This is a genomic window from Ensifer sp. (assembly GCF_035999135.1).
GTDB lineage: Bacteria > Pseudomonadota > Alphaproteobacteria > Rhizobiales > Rhizobiaceae > Ensifer.
Genome location: NZ_DASYGZ010000206.1, coordinates 83,627 through 104,402, shown reverse-complemented (window position 1 = coordinate 104,402; position 20,776 = coordinate 83,627). Strand labels below are relative to the sequence as shown.

Annotated in this window: 18 protein-coding genes; 11 read left to right on the top strand and 7 right to left on the bottom strand. The window is 61.8% G+C overall.

Annotation, left to right across the window (positions count from 1 at the left end; all coding sequences use genetic code 11):
• The 10 genes from VGO12_RS27640 to VGO12_RS27595 all read left to right on the top strand — a co-directional run bounded on the left by VGO12_RS27640 (position 1) and on the right by VGO12_RS27595 (position 12,232).
• Positions 1-1,131, top strand: a complete 1,131-nt coding sequence (locus VGO12_RS27640) for a glycoside hydrolase family 88/105 protein (protein WP_327515922.1) — start codon at positions 1-3, stop codon at positions 1,129-1,131.
• Between the two features lie 275 nt (positions 1,132-1,406).
• Positions 1,407-2,456 carry a LacI family DNA-binding transcriptional regulator gene (locus VGO12_RS27635; protein ID WP_327515921.1) on the top strand — a complete coding sequence of 350 codons (1,050 nt, stop codon included), beginning with the start codon at positions 1,407-1,409 and terminating at the stop codon, positions 2,454-2,456.
• Positions 2,457-2,575: 119 nt separating this feature from the next.
• The gene (locus VGO12_RS27630; RefSeq protein WP_327515920.1) at positions 2,576-3,424 is read left to right on the top strand and encodes an ABC transporter permease; all 849 of its coding nucleotides are present in this window, start codon (positions 2,576-2,578) and stop codon (positions 3,422-3,424) included.
• Positions 3,424-4,326, top strand: coding sequence for a carbohydrate ABC transporter permease (locus VGO12_RS27625; protein WP_327515919.1), 903 nt, complete (start codon positions 3,424-3,426; stop codon positions 4,324-4,326). Before VGO12_RS27630 ends, VGO12_RS27625 begins: the two co-directional genes overlap by 1 nt.
• 40 nt (positions 4,327-4,366) lie before the next feature.
• Entirely contained in the window at positions 4,367-5,788 is a 1,422-nt protein-coding gene (locus VGO12_RS27620; RefSeq protein ID WP_327515918.1) for an extracellular solute-binding protein, read from the top strand.
• Complete coding sequence (locus tag VGO12_RS27615) at positions 5,778-6,983, top strand: ADP-ribosylglycohydrolase family protein (RefSeq protein WP_327515917.1); 1,206 nt, start codon at positions 5,778-5,780, stop codon at positions 6,981-6,983. Before VGO12_RS27620 ends, VGO12_RS27615 begins: the two co-directional genes overlap by 11 nt.
• A 16-nt stretch (positions 6,984-6,999) precedes the next feature.
• On the top strand, positions 7,000-9,099 hold the full coding sequence (locus VGO12_RS27610; RefSeq protein WP_327515916.1) for an ADP-ribosylglycohydrolase family protein: 2,100 nt from the start codon (positions 7,000-7,002) through the stop codon (positions 9,097-9,099).
• Positions 9,100-9,129: 30 nt separating this feature from the next.
• On the top strand, positions 9,130-10,179 hold the full coding sequence (locus tag VGO12_RS27605; RefSeq protein ID WP_327515915.1) for a sn-glycerol-3-phosphate ABC transporter ATP-binding protein UgpC: 1,050 nt from the start codon (positions 9,130-9,132) through the stop codon (positions 10,177-10,179).
• Positions 10,176-11,393, top strand: a complete 1,218-nt coding sequence (locus tag VGO12_RS27600; protein ID WP_327515914.1) for a CoA transferase — start codon at positions 10,176-10,178, stop codon at positions 11,391-11,393. The genes VGO12_RS27605 and VGO12_RS27600 overlap by 4 nt, the downstream gene beginning before the upstream one ends.
• On the top strand, positions 11,390-12,232 hold the full coding sequence (locus VGO12_RS27595) for a CoA ester lyase (protein ID WP_327515913.1): 843 nt from the start codon (positions 11,390-11,392) through the stop codon (positions 12,230-12,232). The genes VGO12_RS27600 and VGO12_RS27595 overlap by 4 nt, the downstream gene beginning before the upstream one ends.
• A gap of 20 nt (positions 12,233-12,252) precedes the next feature.
• Here the strand turns inward: VGO12_RS27595 and VGO12_RS27590 are convergent, their stop codons facing one another.
• The 7 genes from VGO12_RS27590 to VGO12_RS27560 form a co-directional block, all read right to left on the bottom strand.
• Positions 12,253-12,828: a DUF1349 domain-containing protein gene (locus tag VGO12_RS27590; RefSeq protein ID WP_327515912.1), complete on the bottom strand. Its 576-nt coding sequence runs from the start codon at positions 12,826-12,828 to the stop codon at positions 12,253-12,255.
• A gap of 133 nt (positions 12,829-12,961) precedes the next feature.
• Positions 12,962-13,372 (bottom strand): BA14K family protein, encoded by a 411-nt coding sequence (locus VGO12_RS27585; protein ID WP_327515911.1) that lies wholly within the window; start codon positions 13,370-13,372, stop codon positions 12,962-12,964.
• A 153-nt stretch (positions 13,373-13,525) separates the two neighbouring features.
• Positions 13,526-14,482 carry a spore coat protein U domain-containing protein gene (locus VGO12_RS27580; protein ID WP_327515910.1) on the bottom strand — a complete coding sequence of 319 codons (957 nt, stop codon included), beginning with the start codon at positions 14,480-14,482 and terminating at the stop codon, positions 13,526-13,528.
• Positions 14,473-16,881, bottom strand: a complete 2,409-nt coding sequence (locus tag VGO12_RS27575; RefSeq protein ID WP_422653423.1) for a fimbria/pilus outer membrane usher protein — start codon at positions 16,879-16,881, stop codon at positions 14,473-14,475. Before VGO12_RS27575 ends, VGO12_RS27580 begins: the two co-directional genes overlap by 10 nt.
• The gene (locus tag VGO12_RS27570; protein ID WP_327515908.1) at positions 16,853-17,584 is read right to left on the bottom strand and encodes a molecular chaperone; all 732 of its coding nucleotides are present in this window, start codon (positions 17,582-17,584) and stop codon (positions 16,853-16,855) included. Before VGO12_RS27570 ends, VGO12_RS27575 begins: the two co-directional genes overlap by 29 nt.
• A gap of 24 nt (positions 17,585-17,608) precedes the next feature.
• Positions 17,609-18,106, bottom strand: a complete 498-nt coding sequence (locus VGO12_RS27565) for a spore coat U domain-containing protein (RefSeq protein WP_327515931.1) — start codon at positions 18,104-18,106, stop codon at positions 17,609-17,611.
• Between the two features lie 374 nt (positions 18,107-18,480).
• Positions 18,481-18,861: a hypothetical protein gene (locus tag VGO12_RS27560; protein WP_327515907.1), complete on the bottom strand. Its 381-nt coding sequence runs from the start codon at positions 18,859-18,861 to the stop codon at positions 18,481-18,483.
• Between the two features lie 373 nt (positions 18,862-19,234).
• Between VGO12_RS27560 and VGO12_RS27555 the strand changes: the two genes are divergently transcribed.
• Positions 19,235-20,152: a recombinase family protein gene (locus VGO12_RS27555; RefSeq protein WP_327515906.1), complete on the top strand. Its 918-nt coding sequence runs from the start codon at positions 19,235-19,237 to the stop codon at positions 20,150-20,152.
• Positions 20,153-20,776 lie beyond the last annotated feature (624 nt).

The following is a 20,776-nucleotide window of genomic DNA, read 5'->3' as shown; positions in this document are numbered from 1 at the left end:
ATGGACCCGACCACATATTTCGATCAGTTTGCGCGACGCTACAAGCCTTATAAGGGCGGCAGTTGGTGCTATGAAGACGGCTGCATCTATCGCGGTCTTCGTCTTCTTTTCGAAGCAACTGGCGAGGAGCGCTGGAGCGATCACTTGCGCCGGCTTATCGATCGCCAGGTTTCACCCGACGGCGCGCTGCTCGGCTACGATCCTGCCGAGTACAACATCGACAACATCCTTGCAGGACGCGTCCTGTTCCCGCTTTCCGCAGAAACGGGAGACACTCGGTACAGACAGGCTGCAGACAATCTCGCAAGTCAACTTGAAAGCCATCCCCGCATAGTTGCAGGCAACTATTGGCATAAGAATCGGTATCCGCATCAGGTCTGGCTCGATGGGCTTTACATGGGTCTGCCGTTTCAAATTGAGTACGCCATCGCTAATGACAAGCCGGCGCTGATCGCCGACGCACTCCAGCAGTTTTCGACGGCGCTCGCGTTCACTTCGACTACCGGTGGCCTATACGTTCACGGCTATGACGACAGCCGGATGCAACGGTGGGCCGATCCGACAACGGGAAAATCACCGGCGGTCTGGGCACGCGCCGTCGGCTGGCTGGCCATGGCCCTGGTCGATGCGCTGGCGCTTCTGCCCGAAGAAAGGGCGACTGCGGCGCTGCGTCAGCGAACATGCCTTCTGCTGGATGAATTGATGGCGCGCCAAATGCCGTCCGGTCTCTGGATGCAGGTGCTCGACGAACCCGATCTCGCGGGCAATTACGAGGAAAGTTCGGCCTCCGCCATGTTTGCCTATGCGCTCTTGCGCGCTGCGCGTTTGGGGTTCACTGACCGAGAAAAAGCCGCCGGGGCAGGTCGTCGCGCGCTTTCTTCCCTGATTTCAGACCGCCTCGTGACGGACGCGGGGAGCATCACCCGACTAACGAAAATCGTCGGTGTCGCGGGCCTTGGGGGCTTTGAAGGAAACTATCGGGATGGCTCGCCTGGCTACTACCTCAGGGAACAGGTGGTAGACGATGACGCCAAGGGTGTTGGCCCGCTGATGATGGCCTTCGCCGAGAGTCTGGGGCATGCACTTGAGAGAGCAGACGCGGACGGAGGTTCTGCAGGGGACCGCAGCTGACGACCACCTCCGCGACGTCCGCAACCGATCGGATTTGATCGGTCCCTAGACGATCAAGTAATTCAGAGCTTTCAGCTAGCGCTTCAGCGGAAAATTGCGTTGCGCATAGCGCTAAAAATGGCTGCGGCAGGCGACTTCGACCACGTGGCCCGAGCCAAGTCCTCTCATGACCGTGCAACGCTCTTGTCAAAATCGAGTCTACTGTGGTAACGTTCCCACAATGGAGCGCGTTCGCTGCTGATATGGCGCCGAACGCACTCTAGGGAGGAATGCAAGTGAACAATGTCTCTGGACGTAGAGCGACCATTATTGACGTCGCCAAGCAAGCCGGTGTTTCGAAGAGCACCGTCGCGCGCGTTCTCGGCGGCTCCACCAGGATTTCGGAGGATGCGCGCGACCGCGTCCTCAAGGCCGTCAAGGACACCGGCTACGAGCCCAATCAGATGGCTGCGGGAACGCGTTCAGGACGCAGCGGGCTGCTTGCCATCGTCATCCCTGATGTTACCAACCCGTTCTGGGCCGAGGTGGCGCGCGGCGCGCAGGATCGCGCGGTGCGGGAGGACATCTCGCTCCTCATCTTTTCGTCCGATTGGGATGCGGACAAGGAAGCGACGCATTTGCGGTCGCTCCGCCGGGCTCGCGTCGATGGCGCCATCATCAATCCGGTGGCCGACAATTTCGGTGATCTCAGCCGGTTCGGGCTCCCATTTGTGCTGATCGGCTCGAGCGCCGAGCGTTTCCCCGATACGGCCAGCGTCGGTTCCGACATTGCCCAGGCAGTCCGACTTGGCATGGATGTGCTGGCGACCAACGGACACCGCACGCCCGCCTTGCTGCTTGGACCGCGTTCCCGTTTGGCCAGGGCTCGCTTCTTGCGCGCGGTGCACGAACATTGCGTGGAGCGCGACATCGATCCGGCCGTCCTGGCCATGGAGGAATCCGACTACACGGTCTCCGGCGGCCACGAGGCGATGAGCCGCTTGCTGGGGCGCAAAGGCAGGAAACACCTCGCCGTGTTCGCGGCCAACGATCTGATCGCGCTCGGCGCCATGATGGCTGTCCGCGAGGCGGGCCTCAGCTGCCCCGAGGATGTATCGATCCTCGGGTTCGACGGCATTCCTGCCGGGGCGTTTTCCTGGCCGGGCCTGACCACGATCGAAAAGCCGGGCCGCCAGATCGGCATTCGCGCCGTCGAATCCCTGCTCGATGAAATCGCCGGGCGTGCCGAGCATGGACGCATCTTTCTGCCCTGCAGGCTCGTTGAGCGCGGGTCGATCGCCGACCTGTCGGCGCAAGCGCCAGCCCGCGTGGCGGTCGGAGGTTAGACATGACAACGAGCGAGGCATCCATGGGGCGCCCATCCGCGACTCTTCGTGGGAACGTTACCACAATTCAAGACCGATCACGACGTGCGGCCATCAGGCAGTGGTGGCCCTATTACGTCATGATGGCGCCCGGCCTGGTCTTCTTCGTGATCTTTCACTACCTGCCGATCCTGGAGGCGAAAATCGCCTTCGAGCAGTTGCGCATCATCCCGCCCAATATCTGGGTCGGCATCAAGCACTTTCAGACGCTGTTTTCGTCGCCGATTTTCTGGCAGGTGCTGGCCAACACCCTGATCATCTCGACGATGAAGATCGTTTTCGTCTTCCCGGTTCCGATCGTGGTTGCGCTGCTGCTCAACGAGATCCGCGGCGGCGCCTTCCGCAAATTCATCCAGTCGGCGATCTATCTTCCGCACTTCCTGTCCTGGGTGGTCATCGCCGGCGTCTTTATCGCCGTGCTGTCGCCCAGCGATGGCGCGGTCAACGACATCATCGGCTTCTTCGGCATGCAGCCGGTCTCCTTCATGACCGATACCGGCTCGATCCGCTGGGTCCTGGTCTTCTCGGAGATCTGGCGCTCGGCCGGGTGGGACAGTCTGCTCTATCTCGCCGCGATCCTTGCGATCGACCCGGAGCTCTATGATGCGGCGGAAATCGATGGCGCAAGCCGGTGGCAGAAGATCCGCTACGTCACGATTCCCGGCATCGTGCCGACGATCGCGACGCTGTTCATCCTGAACGCCGGAATGTTCCTCAACGCCGACCTCAATCAGGTGATCAACTTCTCCAACGACGTGGTGCGCAGCAAGATCGATATCATCGACACCTATGTCTATCGCATAGGCCTGCAGACCGGGGAGTATTCTCTGGCGACGGCCGCCGGCCTCTTCAAGGCAGTGCTCGGCATGCTGATGATCGTCGCAGCGCACCTGCTTTCCAAACGCCTGACCGGCAAGGGGGTGTGGTGATGGCCGCCCATAACATCCGCAGGACTCCACTTGAGCGGCTCGAATATGCCGTCATCGTCTCGACGCTCCTGTTTCTGGTCGTCATGACCGTCCAGCCGCTCTTGAACCTGCTTGCAATATCGCTTTCGGATCCGGGCAAAGTGGCCGGGATGAGCGGCCTGACCATCGTGCCGAACGGGTTTTCGGCCGATGTCTGGAGCCTGCTGATCAACAATCCGGCCGTCCAGCGCGGCATCGTCAATTCGATCTTCATCACTCTGGTCAGCACGGCACTCGGCGTGTTGCTGACCGCGCTGATGGCCTGGGCGCTCTCTCGGCCCGGCCTGCCGGGCCGGCGTGCGATTTTCGTCTTCGTGCTCGTCACGATCGTCTTCGAACCCGGGATCATTCCGGACTATTTCATCAACAAGCGCCTGGGGCTGCTCGACAGCTACTGGTCGCTGATCCTCTTCAAGGTCGTCAACGCCTGGTACCTCATCATTCTCGTCCGCTTCTTCGAGGAGGTGCCGAAGGAGCTGATCGAGGCGTCGGAACTCGATGGCGCCAACCCCTTCCAGATCTTCTGGTACGTGGCGCTGCCGCTCGCCAAATCGGCGCTCGCGACCATCGCGCTCTTTTACTTCGTCTTCCACTGGAACGAGTTCTTCCGGGCGATGATCTATCTGAACGACCAGTCGAAGTGGCCGCTGCAGGTTGTCTTGCGCCAGTTCGTCGTCGAGGGCGACAAGCTCGCCATGGTCGGCGTTGCCGACAGCAACAACTACACCGGTGCGAGCCAGATCAACATACGCGCGCTGAAGGCCGGGATGATCCTGCTGACCATTGCACCGATCCTCGCGATCTACCCCCTCATCCTGAAGTTCTTCACCAAGGGCACCATGAGCGGTGCGCTGAAGGGCTGACGAGCAGAACATAGGCCAAAGCATATTGGGAGGAACAAACATGCTTGGAAAACTGATCCTGGGGACAACGACGGCCATCGCGCTGATGGCTGGTGTCGCGATGCCGGCGTTCGCCGATCCTGTGACGATCCGGGTCGTCTCGAAGGACCTGACGACGAGCAATCCGGACGACGTCAAGCTGATGAAGGCCTATGAAGAGGCGCTGAAGGCCAAGGGCACCGACATCCAGATCCAGATCGTCGATCTGCCGTCATCCGGATACGCCGACAAGCTGAGCGCCATGCTGCTCTCGGGCGACATCCCCGATCTCATCTACTTCCAGGGCGGCGACGCAAAGATGGCCGAACAGGGGGTTCTGGAGGACTGGAACACCTGGCTGCCGAAGACGACCTATCTCAAGGAAGCGCTGTTCCCGCACAATATCGAGCGGCTGAAAAACTATCCCTATCTGCTCTATGTCTATCCGCCGCGCATACCGCAGCCGGTCATCCGCACGGACTGGCTCGATAAGTCGGGCGTCGCAGCGCCGAAGACGACGGACGACTATGTCGCGCTGTTCAAGGCGATCAAGGATGGTGACCTCGATGGCAACGGCAAGGCCGACAGCTACGGCGTCACCACCGCCGACAACACCCAGGAGCTCGACGCGATCTTCAACCAGGCCTTTGGCGTCACCGGCAGCTGGATGAAAAACGAGGCCGGCGAATGGATCCACGCCCGGGTGTCGGGTGCAGAAAAGGCCAAGATCGCCTTTTACGCTTCGCTGCGTGAACAGGGGCTCTACGATCCCGAATTCATCACCACCAAGTGGGACGTGAAGGAAGACAAGTTCTATTCCGGCCGCGCCGGCGTGATCTTCGGCTCGTCGGCAGAGGTCATTGACATCTACGGCGGCAAGATGCGCCAGGCGCATCCTGACGCGACGCTCAGCCTGCTGTCGCCGCCGAAGGGACCGGCCGGACAGGGCCTGATGGCGCTCGACGTCTCGAAGGAGTCGCGCGGTCTCGCAATCTCGACGACCTCCGAACACAAGGAGGAAGTGGTCAAGCTGCTCGACTTCATCGCCAGCCCCGAGGGCCAGTCGATCGAACGTCTCGGCTTTGAAGGCGAGCAGTACACCAAGGACGGCGAGACGATCAAACCGACGGACAAGCTTGCCACCTGGTACGCCCGCTTCCTGGTCTCGGCCAACTGGCAGCCGCCGGTTGAGTGGCTGAGTGAGGCTGCGCAGCAATCGCTGAAGACGATCTCGACCAATTTCAAGCCGGACAATGCCTTCGTCTGGCCTGCCGAATACGCCACCGACATCGACGCCACGGAAAACGTCTACCGGGCCTGGGTGTACAAGTTCGTCTCCGGCGAAGCCAAGATGGACCAATGGGACCAGTTCGTTTCCGAATGGAACGCTGCCGGCGGCGAGAAAATGACCGAATATGCAAGGACAGTTCTCAATGACAAATGATGCAACGGGGCTCTCCCTCAAGGGACGGGTTCGTGCGCTTCTCTTTGGCGTCGCTTACGGCGACGCCATCGGGGCGCCGGTCGAAAAACTCTCTGCCGCGGAGATCCGCGAGCGCTACGGCCGGGTCACGTCGCTTGACACCGAGTGGCACCGCATGAAGCAGAGCGAAGCGGCCAGAAACGGGCGTGTTCGCGGCGGCGGCATCGTCACCGACGACACGCTCATGACCCTCTGCGTGATGTCGATCTACGACGACGTCAAGCGTCATCTCGATGCCTGGGACATGGCGTCCGGCATGGTGCGGGAGATCGCCTGGACGCCACGCTGGGTGCCCGAACTGCAGCGCGAGACGATGCTGATCGAGCGGCTGTTCTATCCGGAGAAGTGGATCTTCCAGCGCCATCAGCTTTCCGGCTGCGACCCGCGTCAGGGCGGCGTCGGCAACATGGTGAACTGTGGCGCGGCGATGTACATCGCGCCGATCGGTGTCGCCAATGCCTGCGATCCGAAGGCCGCCTATGACGAGGCGATCGCATTTGCGTCGGGCCACCAGCAGAGTTTTGGTCTCGAGGCGGCCGGCGTGCTCGCCGCCGCGGTCGCTGCCGCTTTCGTTCCGGGTACCACCCTCGACACCGTCATCGAAGAAACGCTGGCCGTCGCCAAGGACGGCACGCGCGCTGCCATCGCCGATATCGTTGACGCTGCCCGCAAGCTGAAGGGCGCCGAGCACCAGGCCGTCGTCGAGGAATTCCACCAGATCATCGCCCGCTATTCGCCGATGGGCGACAACGTCCAGCACACACCGCAAAAGGCAGGCATTGCCACGGACGCCTACCAGGCGTCGCGGCTCCACTCGATCGAGGAACTGCCGCTCGCGCTCGGCTTTGCCGTCGTCAACGAGGGCGATTTCTACAAGACGATCGCCGACGGCATCAATTCCGGCCGCGACACGGATTCGATCGGCGTCATGGCCGGTGCGATCCTTGGCGCGATGTACGGCGAAAGCATCATCGACAGGTCGATGGCCTCCCAGCTCGACCGCGTCAACAAGCTTGATCTCTTCCGATCCGCCGATGCTTTTACCGAAACGGTGACCGCAATCCAGGCCGCCGACCACAAACGCGAAATCGCGCGGGCCACGGCGCGCGCAGGTCTCTTTGCCGCTCCCGAACTCACCCAGGTTTCCAGTCTCTAGAATTCGAAAGTATCCGATGCTCAGCACCAAAGAAATCTTCGAGCGTATCTATTCCGGCTTCATCGGCAAGGCGATCGGCGTGCGCCTGGGCGCCCCCGTCGAGCCGACGATCTGGAGCTATGAACGCATCCGGGACACCTATGGCGAGGTGACGGAATATCTGCGCGATTTCAAGAATTTCGCTGCCGATGACGACACCAACGGCCCGGTCTACTTCATCCGAGCGCTGCGCGACTACGGTCTTGGCGCGACCGCCGAGGAGGTCGGCAAGACCTGGCTGAACTACGCAGCCGAGGAGCACGGCATGTACTGGTGGGGCGGCTTCGGCAACTCGACCGAGCACACCGCCTACCAGAACCTGCGCGCCGGCATTCCGGCGCCGCAATCCGGCTCGATCGCCCAGAACGGCACCACGGTTGCCGAGCAGATCGGAGGCCAGATTTTCATCGACAGCTGGGGCTGGGTACACCCTGCGGATCCGAAGAAGGCAGCCGAAGCCTCCGCCCTTGCCGCCAGTGTCGCCCACGACGGCGAGGGCCTGCATGGCGCCCGTTTCTGCGCTGCGGCGATCGCTGAGGCCTTTGTCGCCAAGACCATCGAAGAGGTCATCGAGTCGGGCCTCGCGACGATCCCGTCCGACTCCCTCTACGCCAAGGTCTCCCGCGCAGTGCTCCGTTTCCACGACGGCAACCGGAACGACTGGCGCGCGTGCCGCGACATGCTGACGGCGGATTGGGGCTATGACCGCTATCCCGGCGTCTGCCACATCATTCCGAACGCCGGCGTTTTAATCATGAGCCTGATCTACGGTCAGGGTGACCTGCCGCGCACGGTCGAAATCGCCACCATGGCCGGCTGGGACACGGACTGCAACGCCGGCAACGCGGGCGCGATCGTCGGCACGTTGCAGCAGGTACAACCGGGTTGGGACAAGTACCGCAAGCCGATCAACGATTTCGTCGTCGCTTCCGGCGTGACCGGCACGATCAACGTCGTCGATATTCCGTCCTTCGCCCGCGAACTGACCGTGCTTGCACTCCGCCTGCAGGGACGGGAGGCTCCGGCGCTCTGGTCCGATGACTTCGAGCGCCGTGGTGTGCGCTTCGATTTCGATGCCCCCGGCGCGACCCACGGGTTCCGCACCGAGCCGTTCAACCAGATCGCCGTCAAGGCGTCGGCGGAACGTCATACGGACAATGCCAAGGGATCGCTCGAAATCCTGCTCGACCGGCTCGAACGCGGGCACGGCGGGCGGATTTTCTGGAAGCCCTTCTATCGTCGTTCCGACTTTGACGACGAGCGCTACCGTCCGATGTTCACACCGCTTGCCGACGACGGTCAGACGGTGAAGTTCAAGCTATGGCTCGATCCATGGAACGGCGACGGCAATCTGCGCGTCGCGCCCTATGTTCGCCGCGCCATGAGCGGCACCATCCAGGAAACGGGCGCCTGGCACGTGCCGTCAGCGAGCGGCTGGCAGGACTACGAATTTACCATCCCCGACGGCAACGGCGAGGCGGCCGATGAGATCGGCATCCTGGTGGAATACTTCGGTCGTCTGAAGTTTCTCGGCCGGTTGTTCCTGGCGGACTTTTCCGTCTCGGGCAAGGGGCGCGTCGTGATCGACCCGGCGAAGGAAGGCCACGAATGGGGCGGTATCACCCGCTTCACCTGGAACCGCGGTCACTGGAGCCTGCAGCAGGGACGCATCCACGCGCATACGGCAACAGACGCGGACGCCTGGACCGGCAATGCCTACCTGCGTGACGCGAGCGTCAAGGCCGAGCTGCAGCCCCTCTCCGGTGCGTCGCATCTGGTGGTCGCGCGCGCTCAAGGGACAAGCCGTTTCTATGCGGCGGGATTCGAGAACGGTGAAGCGGTGATCCTTCTGGAAAACCACGGCACGAAGATCCTCGCCCGCAGTCCGTTCCGCATCGAACACGATCGAAGCTATTTGGTCGATCTCACGGTCGAAGGCGGCAAGCTGACGCTCGAGATCGATGGCAAGCCGGTGCTTCAGGCCGACGATGCTACGCTGCGTTACGGCATGGCCGGCCTGCGCATGGCGTCGGCGGGACGCATGTCGATCGGCCGGCTCGAGGTAACGGAGCGCTAACAGCGCGACCGGGATCGGAAGGGAGGAAACATGTCCGAGATAGAGCTTAGAAGCGTCGGCAAGAGCTATGGCAGTGTCGCCGTACTCAACGACATCTCGCTGGAAATGGGCGATGGCGAGTTTGTCGTGCTCGTCGGCCCGTCAGGCTGCGGCAAGTCCACGCTGCTGCGCATGATCGCCGGGCTGGAGGATATCTCATCCGGTGAGATCACCATCGGCGGCAAGATCGTCAACGACATGCCTGCCAAGGAGCGTGACATCGCCATGGTCTTTCAGTCCTACGCGCTCTATCCGCACATGAAGGTCGCCGAGAATATGAGTTTCGCACTGAAGCTCGCCGGTGCGCCGAAAGCGGAGATCAAGAAACGCGTGACCGAGGCCGCCGAAATCCTCGGTCTTGAAAAGCTGCTCGATCGCCTGCCACGAGAACTCTCCGGCGGCCAGCGCCAGCGCGTCGCCATGGGCCGTGCGATCGTGCGCGACCCGCGCGCCTTCCTCTTTGACGAGCCGCTGTCGAACCTCGACGCCAAGCTGCGGGTGAAAATGCGCGGAGAGATCAAGAAGCTTCACCAGCGCCTGCGCCGGACCATGGTCTACGTCACCCATGACCAGACCGAGGCCATGACGATGGCTGACAAGATCGTGGTGATGCACGGCGGAAAGATCGAGCAAGCCGGCGCGCCGCTCGAACTTTACAACGACCCTGCCAATCTCTTTGTGGCAGGGTTCATCGGCTCGCCCGAGATCAACCTCATCGATGCCATTTCGGACGGCGAAACGGCATTGACGCGCGGCGGCGTATCGCTGCCGCTCGCAAGGCGTGTGGAGCCGGGCGCACGGCTCGTTTGCGGCATCCGTCCGCAACATATCCGCCTTGGAGAAACAGGCGTGCCTGGCCGCATCAGCCTGGTCGAGCCAACCGGAGAGGACCAGGAAATCGTCGTTGATATCGGCGGCGAGGACCTCTCGGTCGTCGTTCACGGCGGCAGGCTGCTGTCGGCGGGAGAGCATGTGAAACTCGAGGTCGATGCCGCGAAGGTGCTGCTCTTCAGCAAGGATACCGGGGAGCGCATTCGATGACGCCTTTCGCCAAAAGGGCTTTCGATCCGGCTGCCACGGGGCCGCTTTCCGGTACGAAAGTGCTCGACCTCTCGCGGCTTGTTGCCGGCAACATGCTGTCGCTGCAGCTCGCCGATGCGGGGGCAGACGTCATCAAGATCGAACCGCCGGCCGGCGATCCGCTGCGCGACTGGAAGGACGACGGCCACTCCCTTTACTGGAAGACCTACAGTCGCAACAAGCGATCCGTGGTCCTCAACCTTCGGCACGAAGCGGCGATGCAGGCGCTTTGGTCCCTGATCGAAACTGCCGACGTCTTCGTCGAGAACTTTCGGCCAGGAACGCTCGAGCGCATGGGCCTTTCGCCCGAAGCCCTGCACGCCCGCAATCCCAACCTGATTATCGTGCGCATCTCCGGCTTCGGCCAAACCGGTCCATACGCGCAGTTTCCCGGTTTCGGGACGATCGTCGAGGGCATGAGCGGATTTGCCTACCGGACGGGCTTTCCCGATCGCGAACCGGTGCTGCCGCCTTTGGCGCTTGCCGACATGATTGCCGGCCTCTACGGCAGCTCGGCCACGGTTACGGCACTGCTTGCACGCGATCGTGGGTACGCGAAAGGACAGGTGATCGACCTTTCCCTGCTTGAGCCGATGTTCTCCGTACTCGGCCCGGAGGCCGCAATTTACCAGACGACCGGCAAGATCAAGGAACGGGTCGGCAGCGGCTCCAACACGGCCGCACCGCGCAACGTCTATCGCTGCCGCGATGGCAAACATGTGGCACTTTCCGGTTCGACGCCACAGGTCGCACGGCGGATTTTCGAGATCATCGGCCGTGCCGACATGAACGACGATCCGCGTTTTGCGACCAATTCGGCGCGCGTCAAGAACCGTGACCTGGTCGACGAGGCCGTCGGCGGCTGGTTTGCGCGGCACGACCACGACGAAGCTCTGCAGATCATGCGCGACGCCGGCGCGACCGTCGGGCCGATCTATAACATCGCGGACGCAGCCGCCGACCCGCATTTCGCGGAACGGGAGGTGATCGTCGACGTCGAAGATCCTGATTTCGGCAATTTACCGATGCACAACATCGTACCCCGGCTTTCCGCAACACCAGGCGTCTGGCGCCGGCCGGCCCCTTCGCTTGGAGAGCATACGCAAGAAGTGCTCGCCGAGGCCGGATTGAGTGCGCAGATCATCGCAGAGATCATGCAAGGGGAAGCCGCATGAGACTGCGATCGCTTCTCTACGTTCCGGGCAATTCGGACCGGTTTATCGCAAAGGCGCACGAGCGGGATGCGGACGCGATCATCCTCGATCTGGAAGACTCGGTTGCGCCGGGCGAAAAATTGGCGGCACGGGCGAAGCTGGTCGAGGCGATCCCGGCTGTCGGCCGCAACGGCGCCAAGGTTTTTGTCCGCATCAACGCCGACCCGGAATTGCGCAGGGACGACGCCGTCGCCGCGTGCCGCGCCGGCGCTTTCGGTCTCTTTGTTCCAAAGACGAGTGCACCCGAACCCTTGAACGACCTTGCCGCGTGGATCGCAGGCGAGGAGGGCAAATTTCATCGTGAGCGACTTCACCTGATGGCGATGCTCGAGGATGCGGGCGCCGTGCTCGAGGCGCGCACGATTGCGCGTCACGAACGCGTGCTCGGGCTTTTGACGGGTGGCGAGGACCTCGCCACCAGCATGGGCGCTGATCCGCTTCCGGAGGTGCTGCGTATGCCCAAGCTGCTGGTCCATCTGGCTGCAAAGGCGGAAGGGAAGCTGTCTTTCGGCACCCTGACGACCATTGCCGACTATCAGGATGGTGAAGCGCTCGAATTGGCGGCCCGCGAGGCAAGCCGTCACGGCTTCGACGGGGCGACCTGCGTTCACCCGTCCTCCGTTTCCCTCCTGAACGCTGCCTTCTCTCCGTCGCAGGAGAAACTTGCCTGGGCCCGTTCGGTGGTCGAGGCCGCGGAGGTTGCGGCGAAAGAGGGGAAGGCCGCCTTCAGGCTAGAGGATCGAATGGTAGACACGCCGATCATCGAAAGGGCGCGCAAGATCCTACAGAAAGCGGACTGACGACAGGCGCCTTCGCCCGACTATGCGGCATGCAGATCGCGAGAAATCGGTGCGCCGAGCGAAAACTCCTTGAAGCTCGCGGTGAACCCGGCGCGTTCCGGCGAACAGGCCATGACGCCGATCCGAGCGTCGCCGTCGGAAAACGGGCAGAGCCGCGCCATCTGCCATAAGCCGTCGCCAAGATGAAACTGCACCCGGACCGCTGTGTCGTGACGCGTCAAACGGATATGCACGTCTGCGTCCGTCCGCGCTTGCGGCAGCGGAATGACCGACCAGTCCGACGTTCCGTTCGTGACGACGACCGAAAAATGCATCAGGCCATCGGTGAATTCGATCCCGGTCTTCAGCCAATGGGTTTCGTCAACGATGAGGAGGAGACCGGCCTGATCGTAGAGTTCATGATAGTCGCCGCGCACGACGACCGATGCGGAAAAGTCTCCGCTTGCCGGCTGGAGCCTGGCGTGACCGGAATGGCGCCGGAAGCCATAGAAAGTCTGCTGCCATAGATCCGTGTTCGCTTCCGTTACGAGGGTCAGCACGTCATCTTCGACGGTCCAGTCTCGAGGTTCGTTCAACCAGGTAAAATCTGTCAACATTCCCTCCAGCGATCGTGGCGCCTACGGACACGGGCGCCATCTGCTTACCGGATATTCATGGCCGCCGAAATGGCCGGCAGCTCCCGCGCGGCCGCTTGGCGGTGAACAATAGACGGCGATTGCCGAACAACTTTCACCGGCACTCGTAGCGTCGGCCGTCGCGCCCGACGAATGTTCCGCTGCGCGGGTCATAGGTGCGGTAGCGCGCAAGGCACCGCGCGTCACGGTCGTTGCGCCGATAGGCATCGGCGTCGCGCTTGCGCTCCGCTTCCTGCGCTGCGCCGATGATGATGGCGCCGAGGGCCAGACCGATCGCCCCTGCCGCCAGGCCAACTTTCAGATCCTTCTTGTCCCGCTCGTCCTGGCGGTCGCGCCAGCGGTCGCGTCTGGCTTCCTCGCAACGCCAGCGCTCTCTTCCATCCAAATCCCGGCAATAGCGCCGGCCGCCATCATAATCGTCCGCAAGGACCGGAGGCGCCGCGGGCACGGTTGCCGCCACAGCCGCAGCCAGCGCAAGAACTCTACCGAATGCGGTCGCACGCATGGGACATTCTCCTTTCAATCCTCTGTTCGACGGATCGGAGTGTTGCGGCGACGCGTTGCGACAACATTGCGGCCGGGTCCAGCGACAGCTGTCGCAACGGCGGGAAATCAGGAACTGTCTGGCGGCAGACGCAGCGTCCTGCACTTGGCTTGCCTAGTATGTTACCGAAACGATGACGGTGTCGGTGTAAACGCCGGCAGACGGGCTTGTCTGGGGCGGAACGCGTCCGTACACGGTAAAGGTCTGTGTCGCGCCGGCGCCCACACCGCTGACCGTGCTCCCCGGAAGAGCACTGTCACCCCAGGGCTGTGTCCGAGCCGCATCCTTGTAAAGCCCGTAGGTGACCGATTGGCCCGCGTTCGTCATCTTGCGTGCCGTCGGGTTGCCGCCGCCTGACGCCGTGCTAAGGCCGATTGAATAGGTGGTGCCCGGGGTGCAGGTGACGATCACGGCCCCCTCGCTGTCCACATTGTGACTGAGAACGCCGACGGCTCCGAAGTCCACGGGTTGGGTCGTGACCGCGCAATTGGCCGCGACGAACGCGTTGACGTTAAAGCCCGGGTGCACCACCGTGCCCGCCACCTGGCTACAGTCGCTCGAACTCGAGTACTGATAGCTGAACGCCATATCGGAGCCGGTAAAGGTCGACATATATACGCCAGGCGCCGATCCGATCTGGCTGGCGAACACCTTTCCGTAGACGGTGGTTTGCGCCTGACCGGAACCGAGCAAACCGAGGTTGACCGCAAGCGCAGGCGGACGGGATGGGTACGACCACTGCGGCGATCCCCAGATGATCGAGCGGGCGGGGTCGGAATAGAGCTGGTAGTTCAAGGTGGCGGCACCCGACATCATGCGTCGTACGGAAGCGGTAGCACCTCCGCTGCCAGCCCCGATGCCCGGACACACCAGGATCCGAGACAACAGAAGCCCCGTGCAGGAGGCCGTCAGCGTGGCCGTGGACGTCGATTCCAGACCGGACAGCGTATCAACCTGAGCAAAATCCAGATTCGACAGCGAGAAATTGCAGCTCTGGGCGGCCGCCATGCGAGGGGCAAGCCCGCCGGCACACAAGAACGCAACCACAAGCCCATTGCGCGTCAGCGACATGGTACGTTCCGGATCGCCGTCTGGCTGCCCTTGGCTGGCCGATAGGCGAACTCGGCGCGGCACGTAGTGCCGTCCGATCGCCTGATCGTCGCGATATTCTTTTCCGACAGCCCATGGATGTAGCTTTCGCCATCGTAGCCGACGAAGAACTCCGCCTGCGATCCTTCGATCGTTCCCGTCAGTCCAACCTCGACCGGCTGCCCCTCCCCGTCGACGAAACCGACCAAAGCCGCGTGCGGCTGCGCCTCGATGCCGAATTCGACGACGACTCCGCTTCGCGCGGCCGGGACGACGATCTCTCGGGTTGTCGGGATTTCGGCATCGACCGGGAGGTTTTTCGGATCGATCGAAACCGCATTCGGCTCATAGGAATTGAGGTCCGGCACGATGATACGCCCTGCGGCATTGGTCTTGCCCACCTTGCGGTTCTGGTGCTTGACCTCGACATCAGGCACTCCGACATCGACCACTGCAAACGCATCGTTGATGCGATTTGTCGCGAAGACACCGCCGCCGGCGACGGCAACTGCGCCGTCCAACTGGGCGGTCGCTCGTGTGTCGCCGCCTACCTGCTGGACACTTGTCTCGAACCGTCCGATCGGGGAGCGGTAGCTGACATTGGCTTGGCGATTGGGGTTGCGGCCTTCGGACGTCCTTATCCGCCAGCCGATGCTGCCGTCCTCCGGCCGCTCCGCCTTGCTCAGATCCGCCACGACGTTGAGACCATCAGACGCGTGCTCCACGCCGGAAGACACTGTCATGTCATTATCAAGCGGCACTGAAATCCCGGCAAACAGGCCAAAGCTGTCGTCATCGCCGAAACTTTTGAATGCCGTTGCGTAGAAGGTGGACGCACCGAAGACTTGCTGACTGTAGGAAGCGCCGATGATCTGGTTTCGCGCACCATCGGCATCTTCGCGACGGGTATAGGAAAAGCTCAGGCTGGAAAAATCGAGCGGGGCGGGCACGCTGAGCGTTACCTGATCGACAGCCTTGGGAACGTCCGCACTCAGGATCGGCAAGCCGGCAGGGCCCGTGGCGGTCACGAGCGCAGTCACGGATGCGATGTCGTGGTAGTCGCCCAACCGGCGCTGAACGCGGCCATAGAGCGACCACTCGTCGATCGACAATTCCAGGGCAGCGTTGACGATCCCGCCAACACGGCCGTCATGCCGGCTGCCTGCGATCGCGATGGAGGCAGCGCCGAACGAACCGACCGGAAAAGCGATGCCGCCGCCACCGTTGATAAGCTCCTCCCCCGCTTCGAAATGCCCCTCGAGCGTGAGCCAGTTGGCGAGCCCGTAGCGTGCGCTCAGGATGCCGAAGAGCCGTCCGTCATAGTCACTGGAGTCGATACCGAAGTTGCGGCGCGGCGTGCCTATGTCGACCGAGAAGTCGAACAGCCCCTGCCGCAATAGCATGCTCGACGAATAGAACGGCAGCGTCGTGACCGTCTCGCGACCGAGACTGTCCTTGAGCACGACCCGCGCCTGCCCGGCGCCTTCGAATGCGGGAACATTGACGACCTGGAACGGGCCTGTTCCGACGTCCCCGGCGTAGGTCCTGACGTTTTGAGTGTAGACTTCGAGCGTTGAGGGCACGGCGGCCGTCCCTCCGAATGAGGGCAGAGGCAAGGTCACCAGATCCGGCCGCAAGGAGAAATTTCGTTGGGCCTGAAAGCCGCCGAGATAAACAGGCCGCGTCCACGTAAGCCCGCCGGAAACGAAGTCTCCCGCCCTGTAGGTCATCAGGCGTCTAGGATCGGAGTAACTCCATGTGGTGTTCAACCGCACGAAGTCATCGACTTGGCCATCCGTGTAGCCGGCTATGAACGACTGGCTGAGCGCACCATAAGGACTGAAAAACCGTGCATCGAAATTGCCCGACACGCCGCGCACGAGCTCCGCATCGTCCTCGGTCAGACTGTTGGTGCTGGCAAACAACGAATAGTTCAGGATCGCGCCGAAACCTGATTCCGCCGTTTTGCCGTCGCCTTGTTCCGGGGCGAGGTTGATGACTTTGGCGGCCCGTGCGGCCGTGTCGGCCGTCACCCGCAACACCTGTTGCGTTTCGTCGATCTCATAGGAAACGGCGCTGATCTCAGTCAGGTTGACCAAGCCACTCTGACCGCCCGGCGCTTTCAAGCCCACCTCCTCCAACTCCTTCGCCTCGGCATACAAGACGCCGTCCTGCTCCTCGAAGTGTCCGATCATCCCGGTGCTTTCGCCGTTGATGACAACTTCGAGATATAGAGAGCGCCCGAACTGAGAAACGGACCCGTTCGCCACGATGAGCGAGCCGTCCACTGGCACGTCCTGAGCACTTGCGGCATCGGCAAAAACGATGCCCAACAGTAAAATGAGCCTGGCGCTATCTGCCGTTGACCGGGACGCGGGCATGGACTGGTCCAAGGTCGCTGTCTGCCTTCAGCGTCACTTGCGCCGCGGATGAGCTGGTGGCGGCTGCAACGGGCCAACTCATGACGGCGCCACCGAGCACATAGCCGAGCAAGCCGTTCCTCTTGACGAGCGTGCGGCTGCCGTTTGCGAGCGTCAGGTCAGCGATCCTCAGACGGGCCTGGCCGGCGTTACGCGCCGTGAGCACAAGTCCGCCCTTTGACTTTTTCAATGACCATGAAACATCCGGGCTCGACGCATCCGGGCTCCGGAAGAATGCCGGGATCAAGTGCCGAACGATCAGTGCGACCGTGCCCCTCCGCTGGCGCGATGGATCGGGCAGTTCGTCGACAACAATTCTGTAGCTTTCCTCGCCGTCAATCGGACGCTGGCTGATGCGAACGATCCGCACCACATAGTCGGCCCCCGGCGCGAGCCGGGTTGCCGGCGGGCTTGCCACAACATCGTACGACGGTACCAGGCTCTCGACGCCATCCTTCTGGATCCAGCGAAAAACGCGGATCTGCACGTTGATAGCATGTTTGGCGTCATTGCTGAGATTGATCGTTTCGCTGCTGCTTGGCGCGACAAGCTCCAGTGTCGTCGGCGCGACCCTGAGAGAAGCAGCAGACGTCTGTGAGGGGCTTAACGCCAGCACCAGGGCGCAAAGCATCAGGGCACCAACCGACCAGGTGGTGGATCGCATCTTGCTACCTCGTCGTCTTCGGGCTCAGTAGGTGACGGTTATCGCCACCGTGTCGGTATAAACGCCAGTGGCCGGGGTCGCCTGCGCAGGAACACGGCCGTAGACGGTCAGGTTCTGGACGTTGCCATTGCCCGTTCCCGCGACCGTATCCGTGCCGGCAGTGACGCCCCATAGCTGCGTATGTGCAGCGTCTCGGTAGAGGGTATAGTTGATCGTCGCTGCCGCCGGCCCCGTCATCTTCCGTAACGCAACTGTAGCACCCGACCCGCCGCCGGCGCTGAGACCGACCGTGTAGGGTGTCCCTGTCGTACATTGGACGCCGACCGTCGTGGACTGATCGACATTTGCATCGATGACACCCCGGGAGCCAAAGTCGAGGTCGGTCGCCGTCTGGATCTTGCATTCCGCCTGTATCGTTATGCGAACCGTGAGGTTGCCAGTGGCGGTTGCGGCGAATGAGGCATGCTGAAAACTGGAAGCGCCAAATGCCAATATGGCAAGAGCGCGGACGAGTATTTTCATAATCTGTTCCCGCTCGATGTTTTCAGAATCACCAAGCAAATCGACTTGGCGATGCATAACAGTGTCGATCAACAACGAAAGAAAACAACCCAAGATTTTAACTGGTTTCTTCTCTATGCTTATCGGATAAATACTATGAATTTCGGGAATCAGTTCTTCTGCGCAATGCTCCGGTAATATTTAAGAAGGATGCGAAATATCGCGCGAATCGTTATTTGCCGCGATCACAGGGCGGACAAGTATGAGGCGCCCCCGCCGTCGCCGCGTGCCACACTTCCTCGTAAACGGCTTCACCTGATGGGGATCCTCGAGGATGTGGGCTCGGTCCTTGACGCGCGCGCGATTGCCCGTCGCGAACCGTGCTCTACCCTTCGCTATCTCGGAGACGACCTCGCCCCCAGCATCGGCGCCGATCCGCTTCCGGACGTCTCGCGTATGCCCAAGCGACTGGCGGCCAAAGTGAAGAAGAGCTGTCTCGCCGTCCAGCTTCGATTGCCCTTCACCCGTTTACGCGACGCCAGTTTCGCCCTTGCGCGCAAGCGGGCAAAGAGCACATCGAGCATCACATGAACGATGAGCGCATGGGTCAGGGTGCTGTTGGCGTTGAAATTGATGTTCTCAGCGGCAAGGGAGGCGACGATGGAACCGTCGGGGGAGATGGGAAAGGATGCGCGCCGGCTTTCTTCTCCTGGCTTGGCGCAGGCCGCAAAGGCTGAGGCACAATCGGCATGCCGCAGAGTAAACTGCGCCTCCATTAACCATCTGATTTAGCGTGTATAATTTCCGAAATAGAAGCTAATTTGCCTCGAATTTCCGTCACCAAGACGCTCTTCACGGACACAAGCCGAGGGGGCGCGCTTGTTCGTCTCCCCAAAATTGGTTTACCGCGCCATCTCAGTAGACAACCGAGCTTACAGCCATCTCCCGCACCGGACGTTTTTCTCGCATTTCCGCCACAGAAGGCCGCTGACGCGTGTTTTCCTATATGGACGCATCATCGCATATCTCAGTTAAAGTTTTGAGTCTGGCGGGCCGCAATTCGGTTCATAAAACACGCTTGCAAGCGTTCGTTTTCTAGCGCATTTCTTGTTTGTACAGCGCGTTGCAAAACGGACGGTCGGAAGCGCCATGGTGAAGCTACAATCGGATGACATGCAACATCACCCCAAGCGGCTGATCGGCTACGCGCGGGTATCGACGGGCGAGCAAGCCCATGATGCGCAATTGGACGAGCTGCGGTCTGCCGGATGCCATCGGATCTATGAGGAGCATGGCTCCGGCACATCACGTACCCGACCAGTCCTGGCTCGATTGCTTGGCGAATTAACCGCCGGAGACGTTCTCGTCGTCGTCCGTCTCGATCGGTTGGCCAGATCCTTAAGCCATCTCCTTCAGGTCATCGAGGATCTTGTAGCGCGTGGTGTCCATTTCCGTTCGATCGGTGATCCAATCGACACTACGACCCCCCAGGGCATGTTTTCCCTCCAGGTTCTTGGCGCGGCAGCGCAGCTCGACAAGGCCCTGGTTGCCGAACGTACGAAGGCCGGGATCGAGGCAGCAAAGGCACGCGGCAAACGTCCCGGAAACCCTGGCTTGCGAGAACGGCGTCCGGAGGCGATCAAAGCGGTCTCAAAGGCACGCGACAAACTCTATCTCGACGAGCTCATGGCATCCGCGCAAAAGTGGCTGCCAATGGTGCGGCAACTCCGGCCACAGCACAGTTGGGATAATGTCGTAGAAGTGCTCAATCGCCGGGGCCAGGACTGGACCGTCGAGCGAATTCGTCGCGCCGTTCATCGTCTGGTGCGTGAGAAGCTGGCGGATCAGGACCTGCTGACGCGGTCGCCTCGTCGCCCGCCCGAAGACCATCTGATGAAGCTCGTCGCGGCAATCGCCATTGCCGATCCCGGTCTATCGCTACGCCAGATTGCCGCCCAACTGGATCAGATCGGTGAGCAGCCGGCCCGCGGTGGCAAGAAGTGGCAGCCATCCTCCGTCCGCAACTTGCTGGACGAAGCCCACCGGTTCGGCCTTATCCGCCGCTGATGGCGGCAATGGACTGCGCTGCCGCTCCTCGCCGACGTTGTGGTCAAAGCCAAGCAGCGGCCCACGAGATCCGACGGTAATCGTCACCGGCCTCCAGTGTGAGCCCGCGGCGGTCATTTTGAGACCCTGTAGCGACGCCGTCCGGCCATTCGCGGCCTTTGCGCCGCCTCCCCCCGTCTTTGCTCAACTTGCTGATGGCTAGATGCCCAACTGCCGAACCCGCCGAAGCTGCAAACTTAAAAAAGCGCTGTTGAGGGCCGATCCCTAGAGGTCGCGCGGATCAGACGTTGAACAGCCACCAACACTTCAAGTCGGGCAATATTTCCCCCGATCGAGCCATCGCCGGCATCCACTCTAGCACGCTGTTCTGTTGCAGTCGTCTTCGCACCTCCTACGGAGGGTACCCCAGATCGACCGTCCTCACCCCATCTGACCACTGCCCCCCTTCCGCGACAGATGCGAGTGCGAGCTTGGATTAACTCGTCTCCGACCCACTGGCACCAACGCAGGCGGTCCGGCAAGCCGTTGCGGGTGCCCATAGCAGGAAGGTCCTCACTCGCATGTATTCGGCGCTCGACCAGGCAGCTCCGGCCCACTCTCTTCCCCGTGTCGCCACCCGCGGCC

Bases quoted from the DNA above. Each gene is read 5' to 3' on its own strand.
- VGO12_RS27640 (WP_327515922.1), top strand. From the start codon at position 1: ATGGACCCGACCACATATTTCGATCAGTTTGCGCGACGCTACAAGCCT.
- VGO12_RS27630 (WP_327515920.1), top strand. From the start codon at position 2,576: ATGATGGCGCCCGGCCTGGTCTTCTTCGTGATCTTTCACTACCTGCCG.
- VGO12_RS27625 (WP_327515919.1), top strand. From the start codon at position 3,424: ATGGCCGCCCATAACATCCGCAGGACTCCACTTGAGCGGCTCGAATAT.
- VGO12_RS27620 (WP_327515918.1), top strand. From the start codon at position 4,367: ATGCTTGGAAAACTGATCCTGGGGACAACGACGGCCATCGCGCTGATG.
- VGO12_RS27615 (WP_327515917.1), top strand. From the start codon at position 5,778: ATGACAAATGATGCAACGGGGCTCTCCCTCAAGGGACGGGTTCGTGCG.
- VGO12_RS27610 (WP_327515916.1), top strand. From the start codon at position 7,000: ATGCTCAGCACCAAAGAAATCTTCGAGCGTATCTATTCCGGCTTCATC.
- VGO12_RS27605 (WP_327515915.1), top strand. From the start codon at position 9,130: ATGTCCGAGATAGAGCTTAGAAGCGTCGGCAAGAGCTATGGCAGTGTC.
- VGO12_RS27600 (WP_327515914.1), top strand. From the start codon at position 10,176: ATGACGCCTTTCGCCAAAAGGGCTTTCGATCCGGCTGCCACGGGGCCG.
- VGO12_RS27595 (WP_327515913.1), top strand. From the start codon at position 11,390: ATGAGACTGCGATCGCTTCTCTACGTTCCGGGCAATTCGGACCGGTTT.
- VGO12_RS27590 (WP_327515912.1), bottom strand. From the start codon at position 12,828: ATGTTGACAGATTTTACCTGGTTGAACGAACCTCGAGACTGGACCGTC.
- VGO12_RS27585 (WP_327515911.1), bottom strand. From the start codon at position 13,372: ATGCGTGCGACCGCATTCGGTAGAGTTCTTGCGCTGGCTGCGGCTGTG.
- VGO12_RS27580 (WP_327515910.1), bottom strand. From the start codon at position 14,482: ATGTCGCTGACGCGCAATGGGCTTGTGGTTGCGTTCTTGTGTGCCGGC.
- VGO12_RS27575 (WP_422653423.1), bottom strand. From the start codon at position 16,881: ATGCCCGCGTCCCGGTCAACGGCAGATAGCGCCAGGCTCATTTTACTG.
- VGO12_RS27570 (WP_327515908.1), bottom strand. From the start codon at position 17,584: ATGCGATCCACCACCTGGTCGGTTGGTGCCCTGATGCTTTGCGCCCTG.
- VGO12_RS27565 (WP_327515931.1), bottom strand. From the start codon at position 18,106: ATGAAAATACTCGTCCGCGCTCTTGCCATATTGGCATTTGGCGCTTCC.
- VGO12_RS27560 (WP_327515907.1), bottom strand. From the start codon at position 18,861: ATGGAGGCGCAGTTTACTCTGCGGCATGCCGATTGTGCCTCAGCCTTT.
- VGO12_RS27555 (WP_327515906.1), top strand. From the start codon at position 19,235: ATGGTGAAGCTACAATCGGATGACATGCAACATCACCCCAAGCGGCTG.